We start from the raw sequence: 16,886 nt of genomic DNA, 5'->3' as shown, positions 1-16,886 counted from the left end.
CAGGTCCCGCGGCTCAATACGTCAGTATTATTTCATTGACTTTCCGGTTAGTCAATTATAATCGGCTTTAAAAGCGACTTGAGAGGCGGCTTATGGGACAGTTAATAACAGGCGTTTTATTGGGGTTTTCCATCGCATGCCTCACGGCTTGCGCTCCTCAGGAAGAGGCTCGACAGAAGAACGCGCGACACGTGGAGACCGTGACTGTTCAAGCGGTACCGGTGTCGGAAACCATTTCGACGACGGGCGAGATCAGCGCCAGGGTCCAGTCCGACCTTTCATTCCGCGTCAGCGGTCGCATTATCGCGCGGCTGGTCGATGTCGGCGATCACGTCAAGGCCGGCCAGGTTCTCGCACGCCTCGACGCGCAGGAGCAGAGGGCTGACCTTCAGGTGGCACTTGCCAACCTCCAATCCGCGGAGGCACAGCAAACGCAGGCCCAGCAGGCATTCGACAGGCAGCAGAGCCTTTTCACCACGGGCGTAACGACCCAGGCTGCCCTCGATAACGCACGCGAAGCCCTTTTGACGACGCAGGCCGCGGTTCAGTCCGCGCAGGCCCAGCTGGATACGGCCCGCGATACGCTCGGCCAAACGGACCTCAAGGCGGATGACAACGGCATCATTACCGCCAGGAATGCCGAAGTCGGTCAGGTAGCGCAGGCCGCCCAGCTTATTTTCACACTCGCCCACGACGGTCCACGGGACGCCGTGATCAATGCCAACGAGTCCGCTCTTCTCGGACGCGCGCTTGAGGACGTTGCCGAGGTCAGGCTCCTGTCGGGAAGCGACAGGTTTCGGGCCACGGTTCGCGAGGTATCGCCGACCATCGACACCACGACGGGGACGATCCGGGTGAAGCTCGCTCTCGAAGATGCGCCTGACGCTCCCTTGGGGAGCGCCGTGGTTGCAACCGCGCGGTACAAGCCTGAGACCGTCATCGAGCTGCCCTGGTCGGCAATGGCCTCCCGTTCGGGGCGGCCGGCCGTCTGGCTCGTCGATCCGAAGACGAGCGCCGTCTCCCTCCATCGCGTGGAGGTCGCGGCCTATGCCAGTGGACGCTTCTCCGTCGAGTCCGGCCTGTCTGCCGGTGACATTGTCGTTTCCAACGGCACGAAGTTTCTGAGCGAGGGCGACCACGTGTCTTATGAAGGAACTGCAAGATGAAAATTGGTCTCCGCCTGACGGCGCTTCTGGCAGCGGCCGCGATGCTGTCGGCTTGCCAGGGGCAAGAGGACGCGACATCGCTGCCTCCCCGCCCGGTCCTATCTCAGTTAGCCGAACCGGTCCCGCAAGCGGCGTTCACTCTGCCCGGCACTGTCCAAGCCCGCATCGAGACCGAGTTCAGCTTCCGCATTCTTGGCCGGGTCATCGCCCGCAACGTCCAGGTCGGCGACCTCGTCAAAAAAGGCGACGTCCTGGCAGCCATCGATCCGGTGGCTCTCGAGCTGGCGGTCAAAAGCGCACGGTCCGACCTTGCCAACAGCCAGGCGCAACTTGCCAACGCCCGCATCACAGAAGACCGGCAGAGAACTCTGCTCGAGAGACAGAGCGGGGCCAGGGCCACCTTTGAAACCGCCGAGCTGGAGCGCAAAACCGCAGAAGCTGCGGTCGCCAAGGCCCAGGCAAATCTGGACAAGGCGAACGAACAGCTGAGCTATTCACGTCTGCTCGCCGAATTCGACGGTGTGGTCACCAAGACTGCCGCCGAGGTAGGCCTTGTCGTCTCGCCGGGGCAAAGCGTTGCGACCGTCGCGCGACCGGAAGAGCGCGACGCGGTGGTCGACGTGCCCGAAGCTGCCGGCGACCATTTGAAGCCAGGCGCATCCTTCGACGTCGCCCTGCAGCTTGATCCCCGCATTCACGCCAGGGGCGTGGTCCGCGAGATCACGCCCGAAGCGGACGACGCGACGCGTACGCGACGCACGCGGTTGACGCTGATCGATCCGCCTGAGGCACTCAGGCTCGGCTCGGTCATAACGGCCAGTTCCATGGGGGAGGCGAAGACCTTGATCCGGCTGCCATCCTCCGCGATCCGGACAGAGGGATCGAAGGCATTCGTCTGGATCGTCAACAACGCGACGGGCAAGGTCACCTCCGCCCCGGTCACGCTTGCCGAAGAAGCCGTTGCAAGTGGCCCCGTCACGGTGACCGACGGGATCAAACCCGGTGACAGGATCGTCACCGCCGGCGTCAACACCCTCGTAAACGGCCAGACCGTTCGCATCGATCAGGAGACCCTCAAGTGAAATCCTTCAACCTCTCGGACTGGGCGCTCGAGCATCGTTCGCTCGTCTGGTATTTCATGATCGTCTTCATCCTTGCAGGCACGTTTTCCTACTTCAACCTCGGCCGTGAAGAAGACCCTGCCTTTACCATCAAGACGATGATCATCAACGCACGGTGGCCGGGCGCGTCCGCGGAAGAAATGACCCGTCAGGTGACGGACAGGATAGAAAAAAAGCTCGAGGAACTTGACGCGCTGGACTACACGCGAAGCGAAACGGTCGCCGGCCAGACTACGGTCTACGTTGAATTGCTTGCGACCACCAAAGCAAGGGACGTGACGGGCAACTGGCTTCGCGTCCGCAACATGATCAACGACATCAAGGGCGAATTCCCCAGTGGCGTCGTCGGTCCGTTCTTCAATGACACTTTCGGCGATGTTTATGGCAACATCTACGCCTTCAAATCCGACGGCCTGACGCAGCGCCAGCTTCGCGATCTGGTGGAAGACGCAAGAGCGAAGCTCCTGACTGTTCCGAATGCCGGTAAGATCGACATTATCGGGGCACAGGATGAAGCCGTCTATCTCGAATTTTCGACCCGCAAGATCGCGGCGCTCGGCATCGACCGCCAGGCCGTTATCGAAACGCTTCAAGCCCAGAATGCGGTGGCGCAATCCGGCTTCGTGGATGCAGGGCCGGAGCGGATCGCATTGCGCGTCGGTGGCCAGTTTACGACCGAAGAGAGTTTGCGGGCCATCAATCTCAGAGTGAATGATCGCTTTTTCCCGCTGACCGACGTCGCGACGATCAAGCGAGGGTATGTCGACCCGCCGTCCGCGCTCTTCCGCTTCAACGGACAACCCGCAATAGGCTTGGCAATTGGCATGACGGCAGGTGCCAATCTCACGAACTTCGGCCATGCGCTGGACGAGGAAATGAAGCGCGTCGTTGCCGATCTTCCGATCGGGGTGAGTGTGGAGCGGGTTTCCGACCAGCCGGCCGTCGTGGAAGAAGCCGTGTCCGGTTTTACCAAGGCGCTGTTTGAGGCAATCGCTATCGTTTTGGCGATCAGCTTCATCAGCCTCGGGCTGCGCGCCGGACTGGTGGTCGCGATCTCGATCCCGCTTGTCCTGGCGATCACTTTCGTCGTCATGGAATATACGGGTATCTCGCTGCAGCGCATTTCGCTCGGTGCTCTGATCATCGCGTTGGGGCTCCTCGTCGACGATGCCATGATTGCCGTCGAGATGATGGTGGCGCGCCTCGAGTCAGGCGACGATCTGCGCAAAGCCGCCACCCATGTTTATACGTCGACTGCCTTTCCGATGCTGACCGGCACGCTCGTCACAGTCGCCGGTTTTATCCCGATCGGCCTCAACAACAGCGCGGCGGGCGAATTCACCTTCACCCTGTTCGTCGTGATTGCGGTTTCGCTCCTGGTATCCTGGGTTGTGGCCGTCCTCTTCACGCCGTTGCTGGGCGTTGCGATCCTGCCCAAGACGATGAAGTCCCACCACGAGCACAAGGGGCGCACCGCGCGGGGATTTGCCTGGCTTTTGGGGGTTGCCATGCGCTGGCGCTGGGTCACGATCACCGCCACCATCGCTGTTTTCGGCCTCTCGCTCGGCGGTCTTAGCGTCGTGCAGCAGCAGTTCTTCCCGGCGTCCGACCGCGTCGAACTGATCGTCGACTGGAGCATGCCGCAAAACAGCACGATAGCCGAAACGAACCGCCAGATGACGCAGTTCGAACAGGAGAAACTCGTCGGCAACCCCGATATCAACCATTGGGCCACACATGTCGGGGAAGGGGCGCCGCGTTTCATCCTGTCTTACGACGTGCAGACCCCGGCTGTCTGGTTCGGGCAGATCGTCATCGTCGCCAAGGACCTGGAAGCCCGGGACAGGCTGCGCGGGGACCTGCAGACCTATGTCGCAAAGACCTTTCCCGGGACCGACGCTTTCGTCAAACTCCTGGATATCGGTCCGCCGGTGGGCAAGCCAGTCCAGTACCGCGTCAGCGGCCCGGACATCCAGACGGTGCGCGAGCTCTCGCATCGTTTTGGAGCCATCGTCAACCGGCATCCTCTCATCGCCAACATGACCTATGACTGGAATGAGCCCTCGCGCGTCGTCAAGGTGGATGTGCTCCAGGACAAGGCTCGCCAGCTTGGCGTCTCCTCCGAGGATATCGCCAACGTACTCAACAGCATCGTCGAAGGGTCTTCGACAACGCAGATCCGCGACAGCATCTACCTGATCGACGTGATCGGCAGGGCGCAGGATGCGGAGCGAGGTTCGATCGAAACGCTGCGAGATCTCCAGCTTCCCGGATCGAACGGCAAATCCGTCCCGCTTTCCGCAGTCGCCAAGTTCCGCTACGAACTCGAACAGCCGATGATCGCGAGAAGGGATCGCATCCCCACGGTCACAGTGAAGGCCGCGGTCACCGGGCCGACGCAGCCCGCTACAATCGTCGAACAGCTCAAGCCCGAGGTCGAAAAGTTCACGAAGACTCTCCCCGCGGGATACAAGGTCGAGGTCGGCGGCTCGGTGGAATCAAGCGCCGATGCGCAGGGGCCGATCGCCGCCGTCGCTCCGCTCATGCTGTTCGCCATGGCGACGATCCTGATGATCCAGCTCCAGAGCTTCAGCCGCCTGTTCCTGGTTTTCGCAGTCGCTCCCCTTGCTCTTATCGGCGTCGTGGCGGCACTTCTTCTCAGCAATGCTCCGATGGGCTTCGTCGCGATCCTCGGCGTGCTCGCCCTGATCGGTATCCTGATCCGCAACTCGGTCATCCTCGTGGTCCAGATCGAGCATCTGCGCAGCGAGGGCGTGCCGCCGTGGCGGGCGGTGGTCGAGGCGACGGAACACCGCATGCGCCCGATCTTGCTGACCGCCGCGGCCGCGACGCTCGCCCTCATCCCCATCTCCCGGGAAGTCTTCTGGGGACCAATGGCCTACGCCATGATGGGCGGGATCGTCGTCGGCACGGTGCTGACGCTTCTCTTCCTGCCGGCCCTTTATGTGGCCTGGTTCCGGATACCGCGCGAAGAACCGAATATTTCACCGGAAGCCGCACAAGCTTGATCCACGAAAGGGCGCTTGCGAGCGCCCTTCTTCTCCAGATTAAGGCACTCGATGCACTTCTTCCCCTCGATCTATGCTTGCAGGACACGCTACGGCTTTGCCGTTCTTGCCGTCATGATCGGCCTGGCCGGGTGCGCCTCCCGCCCATCAGCCGAGGTGCTTCGCCCTGCGGCGATCAAGCAGGTCGAAAGCGAGAAGGTCACCCTGCTTTCTGTCACCAACCGTAGCAAGGTCAAGGAAGACGGCGGTTTTGGAAGCCAATGGTCAGGCGACCTGACCTACGAACGGTACGCCTTTTCAGTTCCCAGCGATCGTAAGGGAAGCACCATCATCTATCCGTCGGGAAGGCCGGACCCGCGCCGCCAGTTCGTCGTGACCAGTCGCGATCAACTGACACGCAAAGCCTGGATCGACGATGCGATCCGTTCGGCAAACTTCGACGGGACCGTGGCGGTCTTCGTCCACGGCTACAACACCAACTATCAGGAGGCGCTGTTCAGGGCTGCGCAGATGGCAGCGGACGCCAAAACGCTCAGTCCGCCGATCCTGTTTTCCTGGCCTTCTGCGGCAAGCGTGACCGGGTATGTCACTGACCGAGACGCAACTCTCTACTCCAGAAGCGAACTCGAAAGCGTCTTGATGGCGCTGGCCGAAACTCCGAAGATCAAGCGCGTCGTCCTGTTCGGGCACAGCATGGGCGGCTTCTTGTCCATGGAGGCGGCTAGGCAGCTGAAGCTTCAAGGTCGTGACGACGTCGTCGGCAAGCTGCAGATCATTCTCGCCGCGCCAGATATAGACGTCGACGTGTTCAGGTCCCAGTTGCGCGATATCGGCATGCTGCGGAACCCGATTGCATTGCTCGTGTCAAAAACCGACCGGGCTCTGGCGGTGTCCAGCTTCCTTGGTGGCGAACGTCCACGCGTCGGCCGCATTGATATCGATGATCCCCTGGTTCGGAAGGAAATAACGGCCGCTCATGTCAGCGTCATCGACATATCGTCCGTCAGTTCATCCGACGGTCTTGGTCACGACCGTTATGCCGCGCTTGCCCGGTTTGGTGGCGAGCTTGTCAAGGCGGAAGCGCGTGCGCGAACGAGCGGAGACGTTGGCGTATTGGTCTTCGATGCGGCGGGCGCGGCTGTTGCAAGTCCTTTCAGGCTCGCCGGACAAATTGCCCAGCAATGACGTCGCCTTCGCCCGGTACCCATCCGGCTGGTTTCGTTGACGCGTGCGAGGCCTCCGATTGACGGTCATTGAAACTTCTTCTGACCCCATCTCGGGATCGCCATGTTACGCAGTGGCCAGCCGATCCCGATCCGGTTTCCGTGGATTGCGATCGGCATTCCGAAATGCCGAGCACACTGATGGACCTGTCGAAAATAAAGACGCTGATCGATTTTGTCGGACGATCGAATGTGACCGAGTTGTCGGTCACGGAAAAGGACGTCACGGTCCGGATCTTCCGTAACGCTGGCAATGCAGCAATCGTCGTTCCGGTTTCGGATCCGGACGAAACCGTCGGTGCGGCAGTGAAGCCTGTTTCCGGCTCGTCGCCTGCGGCCTCGGCAAAACAGGCTTTTCAGCTGAAGGCACCGGTCTTCGGCATATTGCATCGGGCATCCGCTCCGGGACAGGAGCCGTTCGTCAGGATCGGCGATGTCGTGGAAGAGGGGCAGACGCTTTTCATCATCGAGGCCATGAAGGTTTTCAATACGGTCGCGGCGCCGCTTGCGGGTCGCGTTGCGTGGCTGACCGAGATCGATGGTGTGGAAGTTGAAGTCGGCGACGTGCTCGCGGAGATCGCGTGATGGGCGAACCTCCCAAAAACACCGCCTCGGCCAATCGCCGCTTCGATACCGTCCTGATTGCCAACCGGGGAGAGATCGCCCTTCGCATTCAGCGCGCCTGCCGCGAGCTTGGTCTGAAAGCCGTGACGATCTGCTCGGAGGCCGACCGGCAGGCGCCTTTTGGCAAGACGGCCGACAGCGTTCTGTGTATCGGCCCGGCGAATGCCGCGAAAAGTTATCTGAACAAAGATGCCATCATCCTCGCGGCAGAGCTGACCGGTGCCGGCGCAATTCATCCCGGCTACGGTTTCCTGTCGGAAAGCGCGGCCTTCTCGGAGGCCGTCGAAAAGGCCGGTCTTGTGTTCATCGGGCCGGATGCTTCGTCGATCTCGACGATGGGCGACAAGATATCGGCAAAGCGGGCGATGATCGCTGCGGGCGTTCCCTGCGTTCCCGGTCCCCAGACGGCGCTGCTCGACGAGCCTGCGACCGTCGAACGAACTGCGCAAGAAATCGGTTATCCCGTCATCATCAAGGCTGCCGGCGGCGGCGGCGGCCGCGGCATGCGCGTCGTGTCCGAGGCCGGCGCACTGCACGAGGCAATCGCGCTGACCCGCGAGGAAGCGCGTCAGGCCTTCGGTTCTCCCGCGCTCTACATGGAGAAATTCCTTCAGCATCCCCGGCATATCGAAATCCAGGTCCTGTGCGACGTCCACGGCAATGCCATCTGGCTGGGGCACCGGGATTGCTCGATGCAGCGGCGCCACCAGAAGGTGGTCGAGGAGGCCCCGGCGCCCGGCATCTCGCCCGATCTGATCGGACCGGTGGGAATGGCCTGCGTGGCGGCCTGCCGGCAGATCGGCTATCGCGGCGTCGGAACGTTCGAGTTCCTCTATGAAGACGGCGAGTTCTATTTCATCGAGATGAACACGCGCCTTCAGGTCGAGCATCCGGTCACGGAAATGACCAGCGGCATCGATATCGTCCATGCGCAGATCAACGCCGCCCAGGGTATTCCACTCGAGTTGCGGCAGGACGATATCCGCTGCAGCGGCCATTCGTTCGAGTGCCGCATCAATGCCGAAGCTCCGGAGAGCTTCCTGCCGTCGGCAGGAACCATCACCGAGCTTGCGCTTCCCGAAGGGCCGGGCGTGCGGGTGGACACCCATATTCACGCCGGCTATCGGGTCTCTCCCTATTACGATTCCCTCATCGCCAAGCTGATCGTGCACGCTCCGACACGGGCCGAGGCAATGGCAAGGATGCGCGAGGCGCTTGCCGGTACGAGGGTGGAGGGGATTTCCACCAACCTGCCACTCCTGCGGGCGCTCTTCGAGGACGAAGCCTTTGCTCGGGGCGAAACGGACATCCACTACCTGGAGAAATGGCTCAAGCAGCGGAGAGCCGCATGAGCACGATCGATTTCAGTGATCCGGCAATGATCGCTGCGCTGACGGAAGCGCTGACGGCGGCCGGCGTCGACGGCCTCGAGATTTCCGGTCCGGTTGGGCAACTTCGCCTCGTCATCTCGAAGGGCGAGGGGCCGCACATCCGTTTGACAGGCGGCATCGGGTCGAACCCGGCCAATGCGGTGACCGTCAAGGCGCCGATTGCAGGATGTTTCAACGCCACCCATCCTTCGGGTTTCGAGGAGACCGAGACACTGCCGCGCAGGGTTTCCGACAAGGATGTCGTCGGCTTTATCCGCATCGGATCTGTGCTGCTTCCCGTTCCGGCTGGCCGATCCGGCTTGTTGGCGCGGCGGCTGGCGGAGCCCGGCGCACTGGTCGGATTTGGCGATCCCCTGTTTGAAATCGAGCCCCAGCCATGATCGCCACGTCAAAGCCCCTTGCGTCTTCGCACCAGATCGTCACGGCGACGAAAGGCAGGGCGCGCGTTTCCTTCATTGGAGGGCGCTCCTTCCTGCTCGAAGCGGCGGGTGAATTCGATCTGCCGGCACAGCGTTTCATCTGGGCGCTATCCCATGTGGTCAGGGATTGGGCGGATGTCGCGGAAGTGATACCAGGCATGACAAACCTGCTGGCGATCTTTACGGCAACGCCGGAGGATCCGCAGTTCATCGTCGGCCGACTTCTGGAGGCCTGGGACAACGTCCCCAGCCTCGATCTCTCCGGAAAGACGATCGAGATCTCCGTCCATTACGGTGGTGCCTATGCGACTGATCTTGCGGCGGTCTGTGATTTTTCCGGTTTGAGCGATCGGGAGGTGGTGCGCCTCCATCACGATGCGACCTATCGGGTCTTTGCGCTCGGAAGCGCTCCCGGTTTCGGTTACCTGCATGGCCTCGATGCCCGTATCTACATGCCCCGCAAGACGGTTCCGTCGCTCAAGATGGAAAAGGGTTGCGTGACGATCGGCGGAATGCAGACGGGCGTCGCGATGCTGACCGGCCCGAACGGGTGGAATTCCATCGGCTATGCCGATCTGCAGATGTTCGACCCGACGTCTTCCACGCCGGCCCTCCTGGCGCCGGGCGACACGGTGCGCTTCGTGCCGGACAGGATCGAGCTATGATCGAAATCGTCGAAACCGGTCCCTTCAATACGGTGCAGGATCTCGGCCGCCCCGGCTATCGCGATATCGGTGTCTCCGCCGGCGGCGCCATGGATCCGCTCGCGGTCAGGATCGGCAACATCCTCGTCGGCAACCCGCAGGATGCGGCTGCCATCGAGATACAGATGTTTCCTTTCAAGCTGCGTTTCGAGGTTCCTACCGCGTTTGCCGTCACGGGCGCCGATGGTCAGCCACTGCTCGATGGCCGGGCATTGCTGCCGTGGTGTGCGTATCGGGCCGAGGCTGGACAGATCCTCGAGCTGAAACAGCCGCCGAAGCTTGCGCGCGCCTATATCGTGCTCGGCGGCGGGATAGACGTTCCCGTTCTCATGGGCTCGCGAAGCACGGCGCTGCGCGGTGGGTTCGGCGGCAATGCCGGCCGGCCGCTCATGAAGGGAGACCGGATCGAGGTCTGTGCCCTTCCCCAACCTCTTCCGCTCCCGGCAGGCGGCATCGCCGCCGTGGCGCCGGCGACCGCGTTGCGCGACGCGTTCCCCGTAGCAGATGACGGCACGCTGCTCATCCGCGCCATTCCCGCCGGAGAACATGAGCTTTTCGCCGATGACGGCGAGGCTTTCTGGAGCCAGGTCTGGAGGATTTCGTCGCGCAGCGACCGCACGGGCTACCGTCTTTCCGGTGCACCGATCAAGCCGGTGAAGACGGTCGAAATGCGCTCGCATGGCGTGGTGCCCGGCGTGGTCCAGGTACCGCCGGGCGGGGAGCCCATCATCCAGATGAGCGACGCCAATACGGCGGGCGGTTATCCGAAGATCGCCGGCGTGATCGAAGCCGATCTGTGGCGGCTCGGGCAGGCGCGTGCCGGCAGCCGATTGCGGTTCGTGCGCTCGACACATGCCGAGGCCCGCGCGGTCGAATACATTGTCTCCCGGTATGTCGAGGACATCGAGCGGACATCACAAATGGTCAAGCGCGCCTTGAAGGCGATGACCTGACGCCATTCGCGATCAGATGGAGGACGCGATGAAGATTGATCTGAATTCCGACATGGGCGAAGGCTTCGGCCCCTATCGCCTGTGCGACGACGAGGCGATGATGCAGGTCGTATCGTCGGCCAATATTGCCTGTGGTTTTCACGGCGGGGATCCGGACACGATGGCGCGCATGGTGCGCCTCGCCAAGCAGAACGGCGTGGGCATCGGCGCACATCCGGGCCTGCCGGACCGGGCCGGTTTCGGCCGGCGCGAAATGCCTTACCAGCCGGACGAATTGCGCCAGCAGATGCTGTACCAGCTCGGCGCCCTGACCGCGATCGCCAAGGCCGAGAATATGACCGTCGGCCATTTCAGCTTTCACGCGGCCATGGGCAACATGGCCAATCGGGATCCCGCGCTGGCGGACCTGCTGATGAATGCCATTTCGAGCGTCGATCCGAACCTCGTGGTGTTCGTGACGCCGGACAGCGAAATCGAGAGGGCCGCGAAGCGCGCCAGGCTGAAGACGCTGGCACTTTTCCTGGCCGACCGCGCCTATGACGCCGGCGGCAAGCTCGTCGCCCGCGGGTTGCCGGGTGCGCTGGTCAAGGAGGAGGAGGCGGTTCGTGCACGGGTGCGCCGGTTTCTGACCGATGCGACCGTCGAAGCGATCGACGGGACGATCATCGCCATGCCGGCTCGCTCCATTCTCGTGCACAGCGATACGCCTGGCTCGCTTGAGCTTGCCCGGATCGTCCGCAGCGAAATCGAAGCTTCCGGCGCGACGCTCGCGCCTGCGACCGAACTCGCGTCCTGACCGGATGCCTGCCATCACAATTTCCGTTTCACCGAGAGACCAAGTCAATGCCGTCCATCGCCGACCGCCTGAAGAACGTTTCCATCCCTGCATCCGCTGCCATGACCCAGCGCGCCCGGGAACTGGCCTCCAAGGGCATCAAGGTCGTCAGCCTTTCCTCCGGGGAACCGGATTTCCCCACACCAGCCCACGCGATCGAGGCCGCTCACGTTGCGGGACTGGGTGGCGATACGAAATATCCGCCGATCGATGGTACGTCGGAGCTGAAGGCCGCGATCGCCAGGAAGTTCAAGCGGGACAACAATCTCGTCTATGACGCCAGCCAGATCGTTGCGTCGGCTGGCGGCAAGCAGACCATTTTCAACGCCATGCTCGCAACCCTGAACCCGGGCGACGAGGTGGTCATTCCGACCCCTTCCTGGGTAAGCTACGCGGATATCGTCCATTTCGCCGGCGGAACGCCTGTCGCGGTTCCCTGCTTCGAGCAGACCGGGTTCAAACTGCGCCCGGAGGATCTGGACGCGGCGATCACGCCACGCACCAAATGGCTCATCCTGAATTTCCCGAACAACCCCACGGGTGCGGCTTGCTCGCGGGCCGAGATGGCGGCGATCGCGCAGGTCATGCTGCGGCACCCGAATGTCTGGATCCTGACCGACGACATCTATGAGCATCTGGTCTATGACGATTTCGAATTCTGCACCATAGCCGAGGCCGAACCCAGGCTCTACGACCGCGTCCTGACGATGAACGGCGTCTCGAAAGCCTATGCCATGACCGGCTGGCGGCTGGGCTTCTGCGCCAGCGGTTCGAAGGAACTGGTCGCGGCGATCAGCAAGGTCAACTCCCAGAACGCCGGCGGCATCACGACGGTCACGCAGGCCGCCGCCATCGCTGCCCTCGACGGCCCGCAGGATCTGCTCAAGGAGCGTGCGGCGATCTACCGGGAACGGCGCGACTTCGTCGTCGAAAGGCTCTCGGGAAGCGAAGGCCTGCGCTGCCACAAGCCGGAAGGGGCGTTCTACCTCTATCCCAACATGGCGGGCCTGATCGGCAAGACCACGAAGGGCGGGCGGAAGATCGAGACCGACGTCGATTTCGTCATGGGCCTGATAGAGGAACACCATGTCGCGACCGTCCAGGGTGCGGCCTATGGCATGAGCCCGTATTTCCGCATTTCCTATGCGACCAGCATGGAGATGCTGAACGAGGGTTGTGCGCGCATTGCCGAGTTCTGCAAATCGATGCACTGAGATGAAGTGCCGACTTCCGCCTCGGAAATAGCTTGCTCAGAGTTTCAACCGCTCGGTCAGTTCGACGAGAATGTCCCGGACGGCAAATGCCGGTTCCGACAACGAGTTCTGGTCAGACGTGCAGAGCGAAAGCGTTTCCTCTATCCGGGGCGATACGACCCGGCAGACGAGCGGTTCGCTCGACTCGGAAACGATGCGGTCGGCAATGGCCTTCGGCATGATCGTCGCCCCGAGCCCATTTCCGACCGCGCGGGCGAGGGTGCGCACGATTTCCACTTCCGCCACGACCTTGAGATTGATCCTGCTGCGGGTGAAAGCGGTATCGATGGCGCGGCGCACGAAATTATAGGCCGGCGGCAGCAGCATCGGCATTCCATCCAGGGCGCCGAGCGGCACGGGTTTCAAATCCGCCTCGATCGCGAAGTTGCGATGCGCGACGAGATAAAATTCCTCGCTCAGGATCGGTTCGAAGCGAACGCCCTTGATCGGCCCGATGCCATGGATCAGCGCCATTTCCAGCCGCCCGTTCATGATCATCTGGCTATAGGTCTGGCCGACGCTTTCGGTCAGGTGAAGCAGGATGCCCGGATGCCGCTTGCGCGTTTCCGCCAGGAGATCGACCGAGAGCGTCGCGGCGCTGCTGAACGGCACGAGGCCCACCGAGACCCGGCCCGCCAGTGAATTGCCGGCGGCTGCGGCGTCCGCCTGCGCCTGCTCCATCTGGCGCAGGATGATCTGCGCGTGCCTGTACACTGCATGTCCCGCATCGGTCATGCTGACGCCCTGCTGGCTGCGGATCAGCAGTTTCTGGCCGAAATGCTCCTCGAGCGCCGCAAGCTGCTGGCTGAGCGCCGGCTGTGCGAGGTGAAGGATATCGGCGGCGCGGGTGATGCTGCCGCTGTCGACGATGACGATGAAGGATTTGAGGCGCCTAATATCCATGGGGTCGGGTGATGCTCTATTCCGCAGGCCTATGTTTTGCAGACATGCCCGCCTTTGGCAATGCGGCCCTGCAGGATGGCCGCCTACTCCGCCACAAGGAATTCAACGCCTTGGGGCTGGGCGCTCGCCATCCGGCAAGCTCCATAAAACTTGCTTATTACTCCAGAAATAATCGGTCTTAGGCAAGCCGTTAAAGCTTCGATACTGTCCACGCCAACAACAAGGGGATCAGAATGTCATTCTCCGATTACAGGACCGCACTGGTCACCGGCGCATCGTCCGGCATCGGCGCTGCCGTCGTCGAACGTCTCCGCGCCGAGAATATCGAGGTGCATGCGATCGCTCGTAGTGCTGATGCCCTCAATGACCTCGCCGAGCGTACGGGCTGTATCGCGCATGTCATCGACGTCACCGACCGTGCCGCGATCGCTGAACTTGCCGAGAGCGTCCAGTTCGACATTCTGATCAACAATGCCGGCGTCGACCGGCCGAAGAAATTTCTGCAGGCGGATGCCGAAGACATCGATCTGCTGGTCGACGTCAATCTGCGCGCCGTTCTGCATATCTGCCGCCTGATCGTTCCCGGCATGGTCGAGCGCGACCGCGGCCATGTCGTCAACATCTCCTCGATCGCCGGCAACTACAATTTCGGCGGCAATTCCATCTATCACGCGGTCAAGTCCGGCGTCGCCATGCTCTCCAATCAGCTCAGGATCGACGCATTCGGCAAACGCGTCCGCGTGACGGAAATCTGCCCCGGGCGTGTCGCGACGGATATCTTCAATCACGTGCACGGCAACGATCCGAGCGTACGCGAACGTTTCATCGACGGGTTCGAGCTGCCGCAGGCATCCGACATCGCCGACGCGATCGCCTTTGCGATCGCCGCACCGGTTGCCGTCAATATCGGCCATATAGAAATCACCCCGACATTGCAGGTGATGGGCGGGCTGCAGACTGCCAGGCCCGAAACCTCCGCAGCCGTCTACGAAGCTGAAGGCGCGAAGCGGTGACCGGCTTTGATCTATCCGCGATCCTGACCAATTCCGACTATCGCGCGATGCTGCTGCACGGCATCGAGACGACCTTCGCCATCTATGTCGGTTCGTGGCTGCTGGCGATGACGCTTGCGATCCTGCTGCTGGCGTTCCGCATGTCGCCGGTCAGGATCGGCGAGCCCATCGTCAAGGCCTACATCTCCTACCATCGCAACGTGCCGACCCTGGTGCAGCTGATGCTGTGGTATTTCGGGATATTCACGCTGCTGCCGCAGGGCCTGGCGAATTGGCTGACGGATCACAATGCGGAGGCGATCTTCGCCATCATCGGCCTTGGACTGTGCCAGGCAGCCTATTTCAGCGAGGACCTGCGGTCCGGCTTGCGCTCCGTCAGCCCGGGCCAGATGGAAGCCGCCAAGGCCCTCGGTCACGGCTATATCTCGGCCCTGCGCTTCGTGGTCATGCCTCAGGGCGTGCGCAATGCCTTGCCGCCGCTGATCAATCACAGCGTTTCCCTGTTCAAGAACAGCAGCCTGGCGATCGTCGTCGGCGCTTCGGAACTGACGCACGCGGTCAAGGAGATTGAAAACCTCAGCTTCCGCACTTTCGAAATCTACCTGGTCGGCACGGTCCTCTACCTGTTCTTCTCGCTCATCATCATGGGGGCCGGTGCTTATCTGTCGATGCGCGCTGATCCGGCTCGGAGAGCGCGCATATGATCCAGGACATCATCACCATCATCCATGACTATTGGCTGCTCCTGCTGATCGGGCAGTATCCCAACGGACCGCTGGGCGGGCTCGCCAATACGATCATCCTCTCCCTGCTGGCGATCCTGCTTGCCTTTCCGGTCAGCATCCTGCTCGCCCTGGCACGCCTTTCAAAATGGCGGGCGTTGAGATGGCCGGTGACGGGCCTCGTCTATGTCACCCGGGGCGTGCCGCTGCTGATGCTTATTCTGTGGTGCTATTTCCTGGTTCCGCTCTGGACCGGTGCCGACGTACCAAGCTTCCTGATCATGCTCGTAACGTTGGTCGTCTACGAGGGGGCGTTCCTGAGCGAAGTAGTGCGGGCCGGCATCGTCTCGCTGGGCCAGGGGCAGATGGATGCGGCAAGGGCGCTCGGCCACAGCCATCTCAGCGCAATGCGCTTCGTGATCTTGCCGCAGGCGCTCTACAACATGATCCCGAGCATGATCTCGACATTCGTCTCGACGATCAAGGACACGACGCTCGGTTACGTGATCAACGTGCCGGACCTGACCTTCGCGGCAAGCCAGGTGAACAACCAGCTGTTCACCCAGCCCTTCCAGGTCTTCATCATCCTGGCTGCCGTCTACTACGTGCTCTGCTGGAGCCTGACCTATGTGGCCAACAGCCTCGAGCGGCGCATTGCACGCCGCCGCGCAGGTCCGCGCCGCAACGCTTGCCTGGCCACCGAGGCCGTCCCCCTCAAAACACTTGTGGAGCAGCCATGACGATGCCAGTTTCCCCGCTGCAGGATGGCCAGGCCATCCGCCTTTCGGATGTCTGCAAGAGCTACGGCGATTATCCGGTCCTGCGCAACATCAACGCCGAGGTCGGCCGCGGCGAGGTCGTCGTGATCTGCGGACCATCCGGTTCCGGCAAGTCCACGCTGATCCGCACCGTCAACCGGCTGGAGGAAATCAACAGCGGATCGATCAACTTCGAGGGCCAGAATATTCATGCCCCGATGCGCGGACGCGAACTGAACCGGCTGCGCAGCAGGATCGGGTTTGTGTTTCAGAGCTTCAACCTGTTTCCGCATCTCTCGGCGGTCGAGAACGTCTCTATGTCGCCGATCCGGGTGAAGGGCGTTTCTGCGGACGTCGCTCGCGACAAGGCCATCAAGCTGCTCGATCGTGTCGGGCTTGCCGACAAGGCGAATTCCTATCCAGGCCAGCTATCCGGCGGGCAGCAGCAGCGCGTGGCGATTGCCCGGGCACTTGCCATGGAACCGCCGGTCATGCTGTTCGACGAGCCGACCAGCGCGCTCGACCCGGAAATGGTGGGCGAGGTGCTGAGCGTCATGAAGAGCCTGGCTGCCGACGGTATGACCATGCTCTGCGTCACCCACGAGATGGGCTTTGCCCGCGATGTCGCAGACCGCATCTGGTTCATCGATGCGGGCGAGATCCTCGAAATGGCGCCGCCCAAGGATTTCTTCCAGAACCCTCGTCATCCCCGAGCCCAGCGGTTCCTGTCCGATCTGCGCCATTGACCAATCAAGACATCATAACAAGGAGA

The 16,886-nt window shown here is 62.0% G+C and carries 16 protein-coding genes; 15 read left to right on the top strand and 1 reads right to left on the bottom strand.

What is annotated here, in order from left to right; translation table 11 throughout:
• Positions 1-104 precede the first annotated feature (104 nt).
• The 11 genes from AC1DLT_RS20590 (at position 105) to AC1DLT_RS20540 (ending at position 12,679) form a co-directional block, all read left to right on the top strand.
• Positions 105-1,166: an efflux RND transporter periplasmic adaptor subunit gene (locus AC1DLT_RS20590; protein ID WP_477488016.1), complete on the top strand. Its 1,062-nt coding sequence runs from the start codon at positions 105-107 to the stop codon at positions 1,164-1,166.
• On the top strand, positions 1,163-2,248 hold the full coding sequence (locus AC1DLT_RS20585) for an efflux RND transporter periplasmic adaptor subunit (protein ID WP_477487981.1): 1,086 nt from the start codon (positions 1,163-1,165) through the stop codon (positions 2,246-2,248). Before AC1DLT_RS20590 ends, AC1DLT_RS20585 begins: the two co-directional genes overlap by 4 nt.
• Positions 2,245-5,316 (top strand): efflux RND transporter permease subunit, encoded by a 3,072-nt coding sequence (locus tag AC1DLT_RS20580; RefSeq protein WP_477487980.1) that lies wholly within the window; start codon positions 2,245-2,247, stop codon positions 5,314-5,316. The genes AC1DLT_RS20585 and AC1DLT_RS20580 overlap by 4 nt, the downstream gene beginning before the upstream one ends.
• Positions 5,317-5,430: 114 nt before the next feature.
• On the top strand, positions 5,431-6,501 hold the full coding sequence (locus tag AC1DLT_RS20575; protein WP_477487979.1) for an alpha/beta hydrolase: 1,071 nt from the start codon (positions 5,431-5,433) through the stop codon (positions 6,499-6,501).
• A 179-nt stretch (positions 6,502-6,680) separates the two neighbouring features.
• Entirely contained in the window at positions 6,681-7,124 is a 444-nt protein-coding gene (locus tag AC1DLT_RS20570) for an acetyl-CoA carboxylase biotin carboxyl carrier protein (RefSeq protein ID WP_477488015.1), read from the top strand.
• On the top strand, positions 7,124-8,515 hold the full coding sequence (gene accC / locus AC1DLT_RS20565; RefSeq protein ID WP_477487978.1) for an acetyl-CoA carboxylase biotin carboxylase subunit: 1,392 nt from the start codon (positions 7,124-7,126) through the stop codon (positions 8,513-8,515). Before AC1DLT_RS20570 ends, accC begins: the two co-directional genes overlap by 1 nt.
• The gene (locus AC1DLT_RS20560) at positions 8,512-8,934 is read left to right on the top strand and encodes an acetyl-CoA carboxylase (RefSeq protein WP_477487977.1); all 423 of its coding nucleotides are present in this window, start codon (positions 8,512-8,514) and stop codon (positions 8,932-8,934) included. Before accC ends, AC1DLT_RS20560 begins: the two co-directional genes overlap by 4 nt.
• Positions 8,931-9,638, top strand: coding sequence for a 5-oxoprolinase subunit PxpB (gene pxpB, locus AC1DLT_RS20555; RefSeq protein WP_477487976.1), 708 nt, complete (start codon positions 8,931-8,933; stop codon positions 9,636-9,638). The genes AC1DLT_RS20560 and pxpB overlap by 4 nt, the downstream gene beginning before the upstream one ends.
• Positions 9,635-10,630 (top strand): 5-oxoprolinase subunit C family protein, encoded by a 996-nt coding sequence (locus AC1DLT_RS20550; protein WP_477487975.1) that lies wholly within the window; start codon positions 9,635-9,637, stop codon positions 10,628-10,630. Before pxpB ends, AC1DLT_RS20550 begins: the two co-directional genes overlap by 4 nt.
• A 28-nt stretch (positions 10,631-10,658) precedes the next feature.
• Positions 10,659-11,426 (top strand): 5-oxoprolinase subunit PxpA, encoded by a 768-nt coding sequence (locus tag AC1DLT_RS20545; protein ID WP_477487974.1) that lies wholly within the window; start codon positions 10,659-10,661, stop codon positions 11,424-11,426.
• A gap of 47 nt (positions 11,427-11,473) precedes the next feature.
• On the top strand, positions 11,474-12,679 hold the full coding sequence (locus AC1DLT_RS20540) for a pyridoxal phosphate-dependent aminotransferase (RefSeq protein ID WP_477487973.1): 1,206 nt from the start codon (positions 11,474-11,476) through the stop codon (positions 12,677-12,679).
• Between the two features lie 36 nt (positions 12,680-12,715).
• On the opposite strand, the gene nac is transcribed toward AC1DLT_RS20540, so the two are convergent.
• On the bottom strand, positions 12,716-13,621 hold the full coding sequence (nac, locus tag AC1DLT_RS20535) for a nitrogen assimilation transcriptional regulator NAC (protein ID WP_477487972.1): 906 nt from the start codon (positions 13,619-13,621) through the stop codon (positions 12,716-12,718).
• A gap of 233 nt (positions 13,622-13,854) precedes the next feature.
• Here nac and AC1DLT_RS20530 point away from each other — a divergent pair, with 233 nt between their 5' ends.
• From AC1DLT_RS20530 to AC1DLT_RS20515, 4 genes are read left to right on the top strand one after another with little or no spacing between them, the layout of a single operon-like run.
• Positions 13,855-14,634, top strand: a complete 780-nt coding sequence (locus AC1DLT_RS20530; protein WP_477487971.1) for an SDR family oxidoreductase — start codon at positions 13,855-13,857, stop codon at positions 14,632-14,634.
• Positions 14,631-15,338, top strand: a complete 708-nt coding sequence (locus tag AC1DLT_RS20525; protein ID WP_247135760.1) for an amino acid ABC transporter permease — start codon at positions 14,631-14,633, stop codon at positions 15,336-15,338. Before AC1DLT_RS20530 ends, AC1DLT_RS20525 begins: the two co-directional genes overlap by 4 nt.
• Positions 15,335-16,096: an amino acid ABC transporter permease gene (locus tag AC1DLT_RS20520; RefSeq protein ID WP_477487970.1), complete on the top strand. Its 762-nt coding sequence runs from the start codon at positions 15,335-15,337 to the stop codon at positions 16,094-16,096. The genes AC1DLT_RS20525 and AC1DLT_RS20520 overlap by 4 nt, the downstream gene beginning before the upstream one ends.
• Complete coding sequence (locus AC1DLT_RS20515) at positions 16,093-16,860, top strand: amino acid ABC transporter ATP-binding protein (RefSeq protein WP_477487969.1); 768 nt, start codon at positions 16,093-16,095, stop codon at positions 16,858-16,860. Before AC1DLT_RS20520 ends, AC1DLT_RS20515 begins: the two co-directional genes overlap by 4 nt.
• The last annotated feature ends 26 nt before the right edge of the window (positions 16,861-16,886 follow it).

It is taken from the genome of Neorhizobium sp. 05N33 (assembly GCF_056397445.1).
Note: the sequence above shows the minus strand (reverse complement) of the source record. Positions and strands in the feature narration are given on the sequence as shown.

Bases quoted from the DNA above. Each gene is read 5' to 3' on its own strand.
- AC1DLT_RS20585 (WP_477487981.1), top strand. From the start codon at position 1,163: ATGAAAATTGGTCTCCGCCTGACGGCGCTTCTGGCAGCGGCCGCGATG.
- AC1DLT_RS20575 (WP_477487979.1), top strand. From the start codon at position 5,431: ATGATCGGCCTGGCCGGGTGCGCCTCCCGCCCATCAGCCGAGGTGCTT.
- AC1DLT_RS20570 (WP_477488015.1), top strand. From the start codon at position 6,681: ATGGACCTGTCGAAAATAAAGACGCTGATCGATTTTGTCGGACGATCG.
- accC (WP_477487978.1), top strand. From the start codon at position 7,124: ATGGGCGAACCTCCCAAAAACACCGCCTCGGCCAATCGCCGCTTCGAT.
- AC1DLT_RS20560 (WP_477487977.1), top strand. From the start codon at position 8,512: ATGAGCACGATCGATTTCAGTGATCCGGCAATGATCGCTGCGCTGACG.
- pxpB (WP_477487976.1), top strand. From the start codon at position 8,931: ATGATCGCCACGTCAAAGCCCCTTGCGTCTTCGCACCAGATCGTCACG.
- AC1DLT_RS20550 (WP_477487975.1), top strand. From the start codon at position 9,635: ATGATCGAAATCGTCGAAACCGGTCCCTTCAATACGGTGCAGGATCTC.
- AC1DLT_RS20545 (WP_477487974.1), top strand. From the start codon at position 10,659: ATGAAGATTGATCTGAATTCCGACATGGGCGAAGGCTTCGGCCCCTAT.
- AC1DLT_RS20540 (WP_477487973.1), top strand. From the start codon at position 11,474: ATGCCGTCCATCGCCGACCGCCTGAAGAACGTTTCCATCCCTGCATCC.
- nac (WP_477487972.1), bottom strand. From the start codon at position 13,621: ATGGATATTAGGCGCCTCAAATCCTTCATCGTCATCGTCGACAGCGGC.
- AC1DLT_RS20530 (WP_477487971.1), top strand. From the start codon at position 13,855: ATGTCATTCTCCGATTACAGGACCGCACTGGTCACCGGCGCATCGTCC.
- AC1DLT_RS20520 (WP_477487970.1), top strand. From the start codon at position 15,335: ATGATCCAGGACATCATCACCATCATCCATGACTATTGGCTGCTCCTG.
- AC1DLT_RS20515 (WP_477487969.1), top strand. From the start codon at position 16,093: ATGACGATGCCAGTTTCCCCGCTGCAGGATGGCCAGGCCATCCGCCTT.